The organism is Acinetobacter pittii (assembly GCF_034067285.1).
Lineage (GTDB): Bacteria > Pseudomonadota > Gammaproteobacteria > Pseudomonadales > Moraxellaceae > Acinetobacter > Acinetobacter pittii_E.
Genome location: NZ_CP139286.1, coordinates 302,603 through 317,110 on the forward strand (window position 1 = coordinate 302,603; position 14,508 = coordinate 317,110).

At 40.3% G+C, this 14,508-nt stretch carries 13 protein-coding genes; 12 read left to right on the forward strand and 1 reads right to left on the reverse strand.

The annotated features are described in order from the left end of the window. Positions 1-5: 5 nt before the first annotated feature. The 4 genes from murF to rrmA are packed head-to-tail and all read left to right on the forward strand — an operon-like array spanning position 6 to position 3,744. Positions 6-1,406: a UDP-N-acetylmuramoyl-tripeptide--D-alanyl-D-alanine ligase gene (murF, locus tag SOI81_RS01425; RefSeq protein WP_320541141.1), complete on the forward strand. Its 1,401-nt coding sequence runs from the start codon at positions 6-8 to the stop codon at positions 1,404-1,406. Beyond that, a complete protein-coding gene (gene mraY / locus SOI81_RS01430) occupies positions 1,407-2,525 on the forward strand; it encodes a phospho-N-acetylmuramoyl-pentapeptide-transferase (RefSeq protein ID WP_002116751.1) in 1,119 nt (372 codons plus the stop codon). 59 nt (positions 2,526-2,584) lie between these two features. Continuing rightward, positions 2,585-2,917: a hypothetical protein gene (locus SOI81_RS01435; RefSeq protein WP_016142876.1), complete on the forward strand. Its 333-nt coding sequence runs from the start codon at positions 2,585-2,587 to the stop codon at positions 2,915-2,917. Positions 2,918-2,919: 2 nt separating this feature from the next. Next, positions 2,920-3,744: a putative RNA methyltransferase gene (rrmA, locus tag SOI81_RS01440; protein ID WP_320541142.1), complete on the forward strand. Its 825-nt coding sequence runs from the start codon at positions 2,920-2,922 to the stop codon at positions 3,742-3,744. A gap of 58 nt (positions 3,745-3,802) precedes the next feature. Here the strand turns inward: rrmA and ponA are convergent, their stop codons facing one another. Continuing rightward, complete coding sequence (gene ponA / locus SOI81_RS01445; RefSeq protein WP_224992063.1) at positions 3,803-6,364, reverse strand: penicillin-binding protein PBP1a; 2,562 nt, start codon at positions 6,362-6,364, stop codon at positions 3,803-3,805. A 161-nt stretch (positions 6,365-6,525) separates the two neighbouring features. Between ponA and pilM the strand changes: the two genes are divergently transcribed. From pilM to SOI81_RS01485, 8 genes are all read left to right on the forward strand, one after another. After that, the gene (pilM, locus tag SOI81_RS01450) at positions 6,526-7,584 is read left to right on the forward strand and encodes a pilus assembly protein PilM (RefSeq protein ID WP_224992062.1); all 1,059 of its coding nucleotides are present in this window, start codon (positions 6,526-6,528) and stop codon (positions 7,582-7,584) included. Further along, positions 7,584-8,225, forward strand: coding sequence for a PilN domain-containing protein (gene pilN / locus SOI81_RS01455; RefSeq protein ID WP_239975232.1), 642 nt, complete (start codon positions 7,584-7,586; stop codon positions 8,223-8,225). Before pilM ends, pilN begins: the two co-directional genes overlap by 1 nt. Next, entirely contained in the window at positions 8,222-9,001 is a 780-nt protein-coding gene (locus SOI81_RS01460) for a type 4a pilus biogenesis protein PilO (protein ID WP_239975231.1), read from the forward strand. Before pilN ends, SOI81_RS01460 begins: the two co-directional genes overlap by 4 nt. Positions 9,002-9,012: 11 nt before the next feature. Beyond that, positions 9,013-9,540: a pilus assembly protein PilP gene (gene pilP / locus SOI81_RS01465; protein WP_239975230.1), complete on the forward strand. Its 528-nt coding sequence runs from the start codon at positions 9,013-9,015 to the stop codon at positions 9,538-9,540. A 62-nt stretch (positions 9,541-9,602) separates the two neighbouring features. Next, entirely contained in the window at positions 9,603-11,768 is a 2,166-nt protein-coding gene (gene pilQ, locus SOI81_RS01470; protein WP_320541143.1) for a type IV pilus secretin PilQ family protein, read from the forward strand. Positions 11,769-11,779: 11 nt separating this feature from the next. After that, positions 11,780-12,349 (forward strand): shikimate kinase AroK, encoded by a 570-nt coding sequence (gene aroK, locus SOI81_RS01475; RefSeq protein WP_016142884.1) that lies wholly within the window; start codon positions 11,780-11,782, stop codon positions 12,347-12,349. A gap of 28 nt (positions 12,350-12,377) precedes the next feature. Next, positions 12,378-13,460, forward strand: a complete 1,083-nt coding sequence (aroB, locus tag SOI81_RS01480; RefSeq protein ID WP_016142885.1) for a 3-dehydroquinate synthase — start codon at positions 12,378-12,380, stop codon at positions 13,458-13,460. Between the two features lie 16 nt (positions 13,461-13,476). Further along, positions 13,477-14,361 (forward strand): hypothetical protein, encoded by an 885-nt coding sequence (locus SOI81_RS01485; RefSeq protein WP_239975228.1) that lies wholly within the window; start codon positions 13,477-13,479, stop codon positions 14,359-14,361. The last annotated feature ends 147 nt before the right edge of the window (positions 14,362-14,508 follow it).

Here is a 14,508-nt window from a genome sequence, read left to right on the forward strand (position 1 = left end):
AAATTATGCATACTTCAACCACCAGTACCGTGCCTTTGGAACCGTGGACAGCTCAACAATTACAACAGGCAACACAGGGCTACTGGCATAAAGACCAGATCCCTCAAACTGAAATTAAACGTATTTTGACGGACTCGCGTCATGCGGAAACTGGGGATGCCTTTTTAGCGCTAAAAGGTGAGCGTTTTGATGCGCATGATTTCGTTGCGCAAGTTGCTGAAAATGGTTGTCAAATCGCCATTGTTGAACGTCCGCTAGATATTGATATTGCTCAACTTGTTGTTACCGACACCCGTTTGGCTTTAGGACAACTTGGCGCTTATCGCCGTGAACAGAACCCACAATTAAAGGTAATTGCCTTGACGGGCAGTAGTGGTAAAACGACGACCAAAGAAATGTTGGGAAGTATATTGTCGCGCTTAGCACCGACATTAATTACCCGAGGCAATTTAAATAATGACCTTGGTGTCCCGATGATGTTGCTAGAGCTTCGCAAGGAACATCAATATGCGGTGATGGAGTTGGGTGCAAACCATCAAGGCGAGATTGATTACACCTCAAAAATTGTTCAGCCCCATGTTGCAGGCATTTTAAATATTGGTACAGCTCATCTGGGTGAATTTGGTGGGCGTGAAGGTATTTGCCGTGCTAAATCGGAAATTTATCACCATATTTTACCGAATGGCGTTGCAATCGTGCCGCAACAAGATGACTTTACTGCCGAAATTCTTGAAGCTGCAAAGGCGCATAGCATTTCAACATTTGGTGTAGGAGGCGATGTCTATGCAACAGATATTGATTTATTGCCCCAGTCAACGAATTTTAATCTTCATACACCGCAAGGTAGTAGTGCTGTTAAGCTTCCTTTTGCCGGCGAGCATAATGTTCAAAATGCGACCGCAGCCGTAGCTTTTGCTTTGGCACTTGGTATTGGACTAGAAGATATTGTTCAAGGTTTAGAGCAAGCTGAGGGAGCGAAAGGTCGTCTTAACTTTATTCAAAAGTCACCTTACTTATTTATTGATGATACCTATAATGCCAATCCAACTTCTATGCGCGCTGCTGCACAAGTGTTGTTGCAGCAACAAGGCGTAAAAGTGATGGTCATCGGGGATATTGGTGAGTTAGGTGATAGCAGTTGGCAAGAGCATCATGATTTAGGGCGTGATCTCGCCGAGCTTCCTTTAGACCATATTATTGCGGTTGGGCAGTTTGCTCCAGCTGCTCTCGAGGGTGCAGGCTCTCATTCTAATAAAATGAAAGCATTTCAGACACAAGCTGAGGCGCTTCCATTTTTAATTAATCTAATCCAAACACATCAACCCCAGTCCATGAGTTTCCTGTTTAAAGGTTCTCGCTTTACTCATATGGAAACGTTGATGGCTGATTTGATGGAGAAACTTTAAATGCTGTTATGGTTGTTTGAACAACTTGCGGGCTATCACAGCTCGTTTCAGGTCGTTCGTTATTTAACATTACGTTCTTTACTCAGTGTATTAACTTCACTGACCATTGGTCTGGTCCTTGGACCGATCATGATTCGTAAATTACAAGCGTTAAAATACGGTCAGGCAGTAAGTTCGTTTGCTCCTGAAAATCATGCTAAAAAAATGGGTACACCAACCATGGGCGGGATTTTAATTCTGCTTTCAATTGGTATTAGTACCTTGCTATGGGCTGATTTATCTAACCCTTATGTCTGGATTGTGCTTGGTGTAATGGTTGTGTTCGGTGCTGTAGGCTGGGCAGATGACTGGATTAAAATTCGCTATAAAGATAATGCGGGTTTACCTGCACGTAAGAAGTTTTTCTGGACTTCTGTTGCGTCTCTTGGGGCAGGTATTGCGTTATATTTAATCGCAACTCAACAGTCCAATGCAGAACATACCGCAAACATGTTGGATTTATTGATTCCATTCTTTAAGAATCTTTCAATTCCACTCTCAATTGTTCCGTTAGGTTTAGCATTTATTGTGTTTACCTATCTGGTGATTAATGGTGCTTCTAACGCAGTTAACTTAACAGATGGTTTGGATGGCTTGGCAATCATGCCAGTGGTTATGGTAGCGACGGGCTTGGGCGTATTTGCTTACTTGTCTGGTGACATCCGTTTCGCTAACTACTTACATATTCCGTATGTGAAATATACCTCTGAGCTTGTGGTGATCTGTTCTGCCATGATTGGTGCAGGTTTGGCTTTCCTTTGGTATAACGCGCATCCTGCTCAAGTATTTATGGGTGATGTTGGCGCTTTAGCTTTGGGTGCGATGCTTGGAACAATTGCAGTTATGGTGCGCCAAGAAATCGTATTTGCAATTATGGGCGGTGTATTTGTAATGGAGGCAGTATCTGTATTCTTGCAAATCGGCTCGTTGCGTATGCGTAATAAACGTGTGTTCTTAATGGCGCCGCTGCATCATCATTATGAAAAGCAGGGCTGGAAAGAAACGCAAGTCGTGATTCGTTTTTGGATTATTACAATTATATTAGTAGTTTTAGGTCTAATGACTTTAAAATTGCGATAGATCTTATTTTAGTGTCAATATAAAGCCAGTTCTACTGGCTTTTTTTATTGGAGAGGTGAATGACAAAAGTTGCTGGTCTAGACCAATTATCTGTGATTAATCAAAAAGTAGTTGGAGAGGGCGAAGTATTACCTCAAGTTGTACTTAAAGATGGAAGTCAGGTTCAAACAGGAACTGTAGCGACAATGCTGCACAATATTGAATTATATAATGCAGGGGAAAGAGGACAAATTGAGGAAGAATTGAAAATTGCAATTCCAACCTTGATCAAAGTAGGTCTGTTTGATTTATTTCAGGTAGATGAATGGATTAAGGGAACAAATGCAGGTCGCACCTTTGTTGGACTGCATGCAAAGGCTTATTTACAACAAAAAGAACAAGAGAATAATTAAAAGTGGCTAAGCAAATTTTAATGTGTCCTGTGTGTCGTCAACCCCTAAATTTAATTGAAAGAACATGGCGATGTGAGCAAGGGCATAGTTACGATGTGGCTAAGCAAGGCTATGTCAATTTACATGTTGTGCAACATAAACATAGTAAAAACCCTGGGGATACACCCGAGTCAGTAGATGCGCGCCGAGCTTTTTTACAAGGTGGTTACTATCAGCCATTACAGCAGGCTGTAGTCGATTTATTAAAACAACTCGATGTAAAAGCGATACTCGATATTGGTTGTGGTGAGGGCTACTATACAAGTGCTATGCAGCAAGTCGTTGAGCACTGTGTTGGTGTTGATATTGCGAAAACTGCTGTACAGCGCGCGGCAAAGCTCAATCCTGAAGTAACTTGGGTTGTAGGAACAGGGGCGACTTTACCGGTGCTAGACCATAGCATGGATGCCTGCACCAGTTTATTTAGCCCGATTCCCCAAGCCGAAATTGCGCGTGTTTTAAAAGATGAGGGTTATTTAATAGTTGTTACGCCTGCCTCTGAACATTTATACGCCATGCGTGAGGCTCTTTTTGAACAAGTGAACCCTCACACACCAGAAAAGTTTGTAGAGCAGTTGCAAGATTTGTTTGAGCTAAAACAAGAGCAAATTATTGATGCACCTTTTGTGCTTGAGCAGCAAGCTTTAAAAAATCTAATTGCTATGACGCCTTATGCTTACAAAGCTTCTCCTGAGCGCCGTTCACAGTTAGAGCAGCACTCACAATTAGAAGTAACAGCATCTTTTCAAATATATGTTTTTCAGAAGCGCACTAAAAAAGCCATCTGATGATCTATTTTAAGAGCGCAAAAAAAAGAAGCCATCTGATGATGGCTTCTTTTTTTTGCTATTCAATCTGATTAATCAGATTTTCTAATTCATCTTTTTCACGCTTAGGCGCAGGCTCCTGTGAAGGTTTCATAGCAGGAGGCGCAGCCTTAGATGGAATAACAATTTCTTCGCCCGGTAAATCAGAGAAGTCATTGTCATTGCTCAGTTTTGGTTGCGGCGGTGCTGGACGGTAGAGCGGACGCGCTAATGGTGGAGCAGCACGATAAGTTTTCTTATCGCCTACTTCAGTAACGGTTTGTTGTTTGTCACGAGAAATAGGACCTTGAGCGTCTTTATCTAAACGAACCCAAGCTGCTGGCGTACCTTGCAATGCTTGACCCATAAAGTTAATCCAGATTGGTAATGCGGCAATACCACCATATTCACGGCGACCAAGTGTAGTCGGCTGGTCAAATCCAACCCATGCTACAGTCACTAACTTACCGTTGAAGCCTGCAAACCATGCATCTTTTGCATCGTTCGTAGTACCTGTTTTACCACCTAAATCACTACGGCCAATTTTAAGCGCAGCACGACCTGTACCATGCTCAATTACGTCACGTAAGATATTCGCCATATCGTAAGCAGAGCTTGATTTTAAAATACGTTGAGCTTGGCGATATTGACTGTTGTTTTTATCAGTCTGTTTAAGATTAAGCTGCTTAGCAGCCTTTTCCTTCTGCTCTACGTCTTTATTCGTAACTTCGATGACTTCATCATCAGTTGTTGTAGGTTTTTGCTCATCACCTGTTGTGTCAGGTGCATTAATACATGGAATACATGCGTATTCCGGTTTGGCTTCATAAATAACTTTGCCGTAAGCATCTTCAATACGTTGAATGAAGTGGGGTTGTACACGATAGCCACCATTTGCAAACGCTGCATATCCAGTTGCCATTTGAATTGGTAATACTTGAGGCGTACCTAGTGCAATGGTGTAGTTACGTGGAATTTGATCTTCTTGTAAACCAAAATCCATAAATAATTGGCGAGTACGTTCAATCCCTACAGTTTGTAGAAGTCTTACTGATACGGTATTACGAGACAAATACAAAGCACGACGTAATGGAATCATACCTAGGTAACGTCCATCAGAGTTTCGTGGTGTCCATTTGCCAATCGTAATTGGGCTATCATTCACCATGCTATACGGGGTCATACCTCTTTCTAATGCTAAAGCATAGAGGAATGGCTTGATCGTAGAACCCGGTTGGCGCCAGCCTTGTAAGGCACGGTTAAATTTTGATTGGTAGAAGTTATAGCCACCTACAATTGCTTCAATTGAACCATCATTCGGGTTAATTGCAATAAGTTGACCTTGAACTTTAGGAACCTGAACTAAAGACCATGCAGTTTTATTATCATTTGGGCGTAAACGAACAATATCTTTAACTTTTACAATTTGAGATGCACGCGAAGGAGCACCACCTACACTATTTGCATTGCGATAGGGACGTGCCCATGACATGCCTGACCACTGAACAGTAACGGTTGAGCCATCTTGCATTAATGCTTCAAAAGAGCTGCTATTTACCTTAGTAACTTGCGCAGGATAAGTGTTGGCATATGCTCTAAATTCACTTAATGGTTTGTCATGCGCTTCTGCACCACGCCAGCCATGACGACGGTCATAAGCTTCAAGACCATCTTGCACAGATTTTTCTGCAATCGCTTGGCGTTTAGCATTAATCGTTGTGTAGACTTTATAACCAGAATCAATCGCTTGTTCACCAAAGTGCTTTACAAGTTCTGAACGAACCATTTCGCCAGCGTACGGGTGAATATTATTTAAATCTCGATTGGGCATGTTCAGGTTAATCGGTTCTGCTACACCTTTTTGATATTCTGCTTGAGTAATATAACCCAGTTGTAACATACGACCCAAAATCCAGTTACGTCGTTCGAGTGCACGTTCCGGATTAACCACTGGGTTGTATTTAGATGGTGCTTTTGGCAAACCAGCGATCATTGCCATTTGGGCAACGCTCAGTTCATTAATACTTTTGTTGTAATAAATCTTGGCTGCTGCCGCGATACCATACGCATTTTTGCCTAAGAAGATTTTATTCACATAAAGACTGAGAATTTCTTCTTTAGATAAATTCTGCTCAATTTTTCGAGCCAAAAAGATCTCGGTTATTTTACGTTTTAGGGTTCTTTCTGGACTCAAATAATAGTTCTTTGCAACTTGCATGGTGATCGTTGAACCACCAGTTTGCACATCTGAACCTGTCACACTTTCACTTAAAGCACGACCTAAGCCTTTAAAACTGATCCCGCTATGTTCAAAGAAAGAAGAGTCTTCTGCTGCTAAAAATGCATGGATAAAAGCAGGAGGAATTTGTTTGTATTCAACTGGAATAGAAAGCTTACCACCGTACTCGGCAATCAGTTGATTGTCTGAAGTATAGACCTGAAGCGGTTTTAAAAGCGGAGCTTTCTTTAGTGAACTCATTTCTGGAAGCGATGGGGCGATATAGAGATACATGCCATAAAAGCCCATCGGAAGTGAGACTAAGATAATAATAATGATCAAAAAAATTGGACGCACGAAGCCCAAACTGGATAGCTTTTTCATGATAAGTAAGCTTTAATAAGATCGAATACAAACTAATTGTGGTCAGTATAGCCTTTAGACATGCGGATTGTTAGATGAGATATTGTATCCGTGTAAAAATAAAGACCGAGATTATTGGTTTGTAATTTTTTTTGGGGATAAAAAAATAATAGGACAATAGTGTGCTCAGGTTATATCGTAAACCGAATAAGGGGTTAATGGGCGTCGATATTAGTTCGACTTCTGTTAAGTTGTTAGAGCTCTCTGTTAAGAACGGTAAATATTGGGTGGAAAGTTATGCTTTGACGCCTTTACCTGAGAACAGTGTAGTTGAAAAAAATATCTTAAATCCAGAAGCAGTTGCAGAAGCTTTGGAACGGGCGATGAATTTAGCAAATCCCCAAACCAGTAATGCTGCAATTGCTGTTCCGACATCGACGGTCATTCATAAGACCATCGAAATGGATGCAGATATGAACGATGATGAACGTGAAGTTCAGATTCGATTAGATGCGGAGCAATATATACCGTTCCCTTTGGATGAGGTGAGCCTTGATTTTGAGGTTTTACCAGATCGACTGCCAAATCCAAATCGTGTGAATGTACTTTTAGTCGCAACGCGCACAGAAAATGTTGAAACACGCGTAGAAGTACTGGAACTGGTAGATTTAACGCCTAAACTTGCTGATGTCGAGAGTTATGCGGTCGAGCGTGCTTTTAGTGTGTTTGCTGATAGCTTACCCATGGGTGCAAATACTATTGGTATTTTAGACATTGGCCATACCATGACCACATTATCGGTTATGCAAAATGGCAAAATCGTTTATACCCGTGAACAAGTCTTCGGTGGTAAACAGCTTACTCTCGAAATTCAAAGCCGTTATGGTTTGTCATTAGAAGAGGCGGGACGGGCTAAGAAAGAACGTTCTTTACCAGATGATTATGACATCGAAATCTTAGAGCCATTTTTAGATGCTGTAGTGCAGCAAGCGGCTAGATCGCTACAATTTTTCTTTTCTTCATCTCAATTCAACGAAATTGACCATATTTTGCTAGCAGGCGGGAATGCCAATATTCCAGGGCTAGCTAAATTGTTGCAACAAAAACTTGGTTACCGAGTCACTATTGCCAACCCGTTTTTACAAATGGGTTTTTCTCCTCAAGTCGACATTCAAAAAATTGAAAACGATGCCTCATCACTAATGGTGGCATGTGGCTTGGCTTTAAGGAGTTTTGATTAATGGCAACAATTAATTTACTTCCTTGGCGTGATGGGCTTAGGGAGCAGCGTAAAAAACAATTTATTATTTTATGTTTTGGGGTCGTTGTTTTGGGGATAACCACTGTATTTTCCGGGTGGTTTTATTTGAATCAAAAATTAGATGATCAAGAACAAGCGAATCAGCTCATCATCAGTACAAACCAAAATCTAGATCAACAACTTAAAACCTTAAACGGTTTGCAAGAACAACGTGATGCCATTATTGAGCGTATGAAACTCATTCAAGGTTTGCAAAGTCAGCGTCCAGTCGTCGTGCGTTTGGTAGATGAATTGGTGCGCGTGACTCCGGCAGCTATGTATTTGACCAAATTCAGTCGAACTGGAGATAAATTTACCATTGAAGGTAAAGCAGAAAGTCCAAATACAGTTGCAGAGTTATTACGTAATCTCGAAGCATCCCCATGGTATCGCAATGCTTTTATGAATTCTTTCTTGGCGACTGAAGAGAAAAAAGATAAGGCTGTGAGTTCTTTGCTTCCCCGAGTGGAAGATAGCTATGGCAGTTTTGTCGTTACTGTTGATTTAGGGGAAATGGGAGTGACAGTAACAGATGATACTGCCAACGCATCTGTAAGTACGGATAAGGAGGTAGCAAAATGAGTCTTGATGAACTTCATGAGCTGTCTTTAGAACAAGCTCCATCTAAGAAAAAAAAGATTACCTTAGAAAAATTTCTTCAGCAATTTAACACACTCGATATGAACAGTTATGGTAGCTGGCCATTATCTGTGAAAATTACGTGCTGGATTTTTATTTTCTTTGCTGTATTGGCCTTGGGATATTTTGTTGCTATTCAGCCAAAGCTCCAAGCAATTGATAATGCTCAAGCACAAGAAAGTAATTTATTAAATGAGTTTCGAGAAAAAGATTCAAAATTACGTAACTTGCAGCAATATCAGCTTCAACTTCAAGAGATGCAAGCGAACTTTAATCAGCAGTTAGAACAATTGCCAAAGGAGACCGAAATTCCAAGTTTAGTTGAAGATATTAACTTAACAGGGGTGAATTCTGGTCTGAAGTTTAAAAATATCCGTTTAGAAGATGAAGTGAAGCAGGAAATTTTTATTGAACAGCCAATTACGATTGAGGCAACAGGCGATTATCACGCTTTTGGTGCTTTTGTCAGCAGTATTGCCGCATTACCGCGTATTGTAACCATGCACGATTTTGTCGTTGAAGCTGCTCCTGTTAAAGATAGTAAATCAGATATTCCTGTGCTTAATTATGCTATTAAAGCAAAAACTTATCGCTATATGGGAGCAAGTGAAAGCCAAAATAATAATGATTCACAAGGGATAAATGGTGAGAACCAAGCCAACACCTCCGATAGCCATAATGTAAATATTCCTTCTATCAAGAAGTCAAAGCGAAAGTAGGAGGATAATTAATGAAACTAAAGAAAATTTTACTTTCTCTGGGGATAGGCTTGGTTTTAGTTGGATGCGACTCAAGAATCGACGCCGTAAATCAGCAAATGGCCGATATACGTAATCAGCCACCACAAGCTATAGAACCTGCACCTGTTTTTACACCTGTGCCTCAGTTTAATTATGCAGCCCATCAGTTAAAGAGTCCTTTTTTACCAAGCTCACTTGCGGCTGAACTCAAAATTATGGCTGGAAAACAGGTATATCCGAATTTCTCCCGCGCACCTCAGCCACTCGAAAGCTATGCATTAGAATCCTTAAATATGAAAGGAAGTATGCGTAACAACCGCGGGCAAGTCATGGCGCTTATTCAAACACCTGACCACCAAATTGAGCGTGTACAGGTGGGGAACTATATCGGAATGAATCAAGGCCGGATTACCCATATTGGTCCAACTCAGATTGATCTGGTGGAAATTGTTCCTGACGGACGAGAAGGCTATGTGGAGAGACCAAGAACCTTAGTGTTAATTGGACCTGCACCCTAAAATTTAGGGAATAACAAAGAAAAAGTATTTTTAAAGATTATTTAATTGGGGATGGTTAGACAATGAATCACGTATTCAGTCAGTTTTTTATGGGGGCTGTAGCGGTTGCAATTATGCAGGTTGCATCTGCACAGGTCAGCATGACCAACATAGCACCGACGCAAATAGCGGGTCAGGGTACGGAAATTCGAGTGATGTTTAATGGTTTGCCGCCGCAACCACAAGCATATCAACTTGAAAATCCTTCACGCTTAATTTTAGATTTTAATAAAGCACAGCAGAATCTTACACAGACAAAAGTAGCGATTGGAACTAATGAGGCGAGCTCGGTCGATGTAAGCTCTGATGATCAGCGTTCACGTTTAACAGTAAATTTAAATGAGGCAGGTGCTTTTACTACTCGTATTGAAGGCAATACTTTTATTTTAAAAATTAATTCAGCTCAAGCTGTAGCGAAGCCCGTACCAACAAGTGTTGTGCAACCCCAAGGTGTTTCAAATATTGGTTTCCAGCGCGGTAGTCAAGGTGAAGGCCTTATTGTTATTGACTTGCTGGGAAGTAATACCCCTGTTGATGTTCAACAACAAGGGAGTAAGGTCGTGGTGAGAACGTTAGGCTCTAAAATTCCTACACACTTAGCTAAACGCTTAAATGTAAATGATTTTGCTACGCCTGTTTCGACAATTGAATCTTATAATGAAAAAGGCAATGGCGTTATTACGATTCAATCTACTGGTAGCTATGAATATATGGCTTATCAGGCAGAAAATAAATTGACCATTAGCTTAAAGCGTCCGCAGGACAAAAATGTAACCTCTTTATATAAGACACCTAATTATTCTGGTAATAAGCTTTCTCTCGATTTTCAAGATATTGAAGTTCGTCGCGTTTTACAGTTACTGGCTGATTTTACTGGCATTAATATGGTTGCAGCTGACAGCGTTCAAGGTAATATTACTTTGCGTTTAAAAGATGTTCCGTGGGACCAAGCACTTGATATTATTTTAAAAACTAAAAATTTAGATAAACGCAGAAATGGAAATGTAATTTGGATTGCTCCAGTTACAGAATTGATTAAGGCTGAAGAAGAAGAGGCAAAAGCTGTTGCACAGAGTGTGAAATTAGCGCCGTTACAAACTGAGTATATTCAACTGAAATATGCACGAGCTCAAGATATTATGAGCTTAGTTACCAAAGGCTCAAACAATAGTAATGGTTTGCAGAGTACTTCTGGCGGGGGTACTTCAACCTCAACCAATTTAAATACTGGTGTTGATAGTTTAGGTAATAATGTAGGAAGTTTATTGAGTCCACGTGGAACAATTACCCAAGATGACCGTACCAATACCTTAATTATTAATGATACGGCTCAGTCGATTGATCAAATTCGTAAAATGATTGATCTTTTGGATGTACAAGTTAAACAGGTTATGGTTGAGGCACGTATTGTAAGAGCCTCTACTTCTTTTACTAAAGAACTCGGTGTTAAATGGGGCATATTATCGCAAGGGATTACCAATAATAATAATTTGTTAGTAGGTGGCAGTGAAACAACCTTGTGGAATTTACGAGAACCTAAAAAAGATGAAACCACAGGTGGTTATAAATATACGATTGAACGCCCAGACAATTTAAATGTCGATTTAGGGGTAACTAATCCAGCTGGAAGTATTGCCTTTGGTTTGATTAGTATGTCGGATTTTATGCTTGATCTCGAACTTTCTGCACTACAAGCTGATGGCTATGGTGAGGTGATTTCCACCCCTAAAGTGATGACCGCAGATAAACAACCTGCAAAAGTTGCCACAGGTCAACAGGTTCCATATCAAACTACGACGAATTCTGCTGCTGGAGCTACAGCAAGTACATCATTTAAAGATGCGCTTTTAAGTTTGGATGTTACTCCAAGCATTACGCCTGATGGCAAAATTCAAATGAAATTGGATATTTCAAAGGATTCTGTGGCTGGCGCGGCTCCCAATGGCGAGTTAATTTTAAATAAGAATCAGATTAATACTAATGTGCTCGTCAATAATGGTGAGACTGTTATTTTAGGAGGAGTATTTGAGCAGACGACTTCTAACTCACAAACCAAGGTTCCTTTCTTTGGAGACATTCCCGTCGTTGGACGTTTATTTAGAAAAGATGTGAAATCTGATGATAAGCAAGAGTTACTGATTTTCGTTACGCCACGAATTGTTAATGACACTTTGGTGAGAAATCATTAATATATTTTTTAATGAAAGCAATTGAAATAGGTGGCGCCTTGCCAAGCAAAGCGTTTGAAACCCTGCCAAATATTTATTTGGTAGGGCCCATGGGGGCAGGAAAAACAACCGTTGGACGTCATTTAGCCGAACTATTAGGGCGTGAATTTTTAGATAGTGATCATGAAATTGAACGCAAAACAGGCGCCACTATTCCCTGGATTTTTGAGAAAGAAGGGGAAATTGGATTTCGTACCCGTGAAACCGTAGTCATAAATGAGTTGACTTCCCGTAAGGCCTTGGTGTTAGCGACAGGAGGAGGGGCGATCACTCAAGCACCCAATCGCGAATTTCTAAAGCAACGTGGTATAGTTGTTTATCTGTACACCCCTGTAGAACTACAATTACAACGAACTTATCGCGATAAAAACAGACCGTTATTACAAGTTGAAAATCCTGAACAAAAATTACGAGATTTGTTAAAAATACGTGACCCTTTATATCGTGAAGTTGCTCATTACACGATTGAAACCAATCAGGGCGCTGCTCGTGATCTTGCTCAAAAGATTCTGCAACTTATTTTGTCCAACCCGCTAAAATAGCCAAACTTACTTGTGGTTTTATAAACTCATGCAAACTTTACATGTTGAATTAGGCGAACGCCGTTATCCTATTTTTATTGGCAGTCAACTTGATCCTAAGCAGTTGCTTGAGCCTTATCTTCATGGTCAACAGGTTATGATCGTGAGTAACGAAACGGTTGCTCCTTTATATTTATCTCACTATCAAGAAGCTTTAAAAAGTTTGGGTAAAACTGTAGCGACTTGTATTTTGCCTGATGGTGAAAAATATAAAGATATTCAGCATTTAAATTTGATTTTTGATGCATTACTTGAAGCTGGCTTTAATCGTGATTGTACGGTTTTAGCTTTAGGCGGTGGTGTTATTGGTGATATGGCTGGCTTTGCATCGGCATGTTTCCAGCGCGGTGTTTATTTTGTTCAGGTTCCAACTACGCTCCTTTCACAAGTAGATTCAAGTGTAGGCGGTAAAACTGGTATTAACCACCCACTCGGTAAAAATATGCTAGGTGCATTTCAGCAACCTCAAGTCGTTTTAGCTGATATGGCACAACTCAATACTTTACCTGATCGAGAGTTATCGGCTGGATTATCGGAAGTCATTAAATATGCTTTATTAGGCGACGCTGATTTTCTCGTTTGGTTAGAGCAGAATATGGATGGGTTGATTGGACGGGATGCTGAGCTTTTAGCGGAAGCTGTTTATCGTTCATGTGCTCATAAAGCGCGTATTGTGGCTAATGATGAAAAAGAGCAAGGCGAACGAGCTTTACTCAACTTGGGGCATACTTTCGGCCATGCAATTGAATCTTACTTGGGTTATGGCACTTGGTTACATGGTGAAGCAGTAGCAACAGGTATGGTAATGGCCGCTGATTTATCACAACGCTTAGGTTGGATTTCAAGCGATGATGTAGAGCGTACAAAAAAAATTATTCAACGCGCTAATTTGCCGATATCATGTCCAAAAATTCCATTGGATGAATTCCTTGGATATATGGCTCATGATAAAAAAGTCCTCAATGGTCAATTACGCTTAGTGTTGTTAAAGCAACTTGGTCAAGCAGTAATTACCAAAGACTTTGATGTCGAACTCATGAAACAAGCTATTTTGGCGAATCAACACGGATAATAAATTAAGGTAACACATGACTGTATCACGTACACTTTGGCAGAATGTTCAACAATATATCTGGTTGGTGGGTGGTATCGTCTGCTTGTTTCTGGCCTTTATTTTCTGGGTCATGACCGATAGTAAGAAGCTAGTTGAAGTTGAAAAAGCAGCTGATGCAGATGCACCAGTGCAAATTCAGCCTGAAAAAGTAGCAACAACTGCTAATTTAGGGGCTTTAGCTGATGAAGTTAGGCCTCTTGATTTAACGACTCGTACGGTTGCTTCTGGTCAACATGAGGCAGAGTTCCGCGGTACAAAATTTATTAATGAAAATAAGAAACAATGGACGCTTGAGCTTTTCCGTGCGTCTGATGAAGATATTATTAAAAACTTTTTAAAAAATCGTCCAGAGCGCAATAAATTTATCTACTTCCGTTTAAGTGGAGATAAGCAATCTGAACAATATGTATTGACGTATGGCGTATTTAAACGTTCTGAAGATGCTATTCAACAATTAACTCAACTGAATCTTGATTTGCCTGAGTCAGTTAAACCTCATCCCCAACAATTCTCGACCTATGCACCCTTAGTTAATGATTTGGGAGCGGATGAAATGAAAGGTGGAATGAGCCAAACTTATGAAGTGCGATTACGTCCAGCTGCCTTGCCTAAAATTGATGAGTCATTACTCATAGGGTCTGGCGTAGGCGGAACCGTGAATACACAACCTAAAGTAGCTTCTCCAACAACAAACTCTACAACTCGAACAACAATTATTCGTCGAGATGCTGAGGGAAATGTAGTGGATGTACATCAGTCTAATTCTGGTGCAGGTGATGCGGCTAAAAAGGCTCAACAAAATCGCACAACTGAAGTTTCTACAAAAAATGCAACAAATGAGGGCACACGAGGCAATTAATCATAAGGTTGAATTGCTCTATTGTGGTGCAAAAATAAAAAACATATATATATTTTGATCGACAGTGGTGCATATTTGGTCATTTATTAAAATGATAACCTGAATAAAACCTATCTATTTTTAACAAATATAAACACTTAACCTCTA

Coding starts and splice junctions, on each gene's coding strand:
- pilN (WP_239975232.1), top strand. CDS start 7,584: ATGGCAACAATTAATTTACTTCCTTGGCGTGATGGGCTTAGGGAGCAG.
- SOI81_RS01460 (WP_239975231.1), top strand. CDS start 8,222: ATGAGTCTTGATGAACTTCATGAGCTGTCTTTAGAACAAGCTCCATCT.
- SOI81_RS01485 (WP_239975228.1), top strand. CDS start 13,477: ATGACTGTATCACGTACACTTTGGCAGAATGTTCAACAATATATCTGG.
- pilQ (WP_320541143.1), top strand. CDS start 9,603: ATGAATCACGTATTCAGTCAGTTTTTTATGGGGGCTGTAGCGGTTGCA.
- SOI81_RS01435 (WP_016142876.1), top strand. CDS start 2,585: ATGACAAAAGTTGCTGGTCTAGACCAATTATCTGTGATTAATCAAAAA.
- aroB (WP_016142885.1), top strand. CDS start 12,378: ATGCAAACTTTACATGTTGAATTAGGCGAACGCCGTTATCCTATTTTT.
- pilP (WP_239975230.1), top strand. CDS start 9,013: ATGAAACTAAAGAAAATTTTACTTTCTCTGGGGATAGGCTTGGTTTTA.
- ponA (WP_224992063.1), bottom strand. CDS start 6,364: ATGAAAAAGCTATCCAGTTTGGGCTTCGTGCGTCCAATTTTTTTGATC.
- mraY (WP_002116751.1), top strand. CDS start 1,407: ATGCTGTTATGGTTGTTTGAACAACTTGCGGGCTATCACAGCTCGTTT.
- murF (WP_320541141.1), top strand. CDS start 6: ATGCATACTTCAACCACCAGTACCGTGCCTTTGGAACCGTGGACAGCT.
- aroK (WP_016142884.1), top strand. CDS start 11,780: ATGAAAGCAATTGAAATAGGTGGCGCCTTGCCAAGCAAAGCGTTTGAA.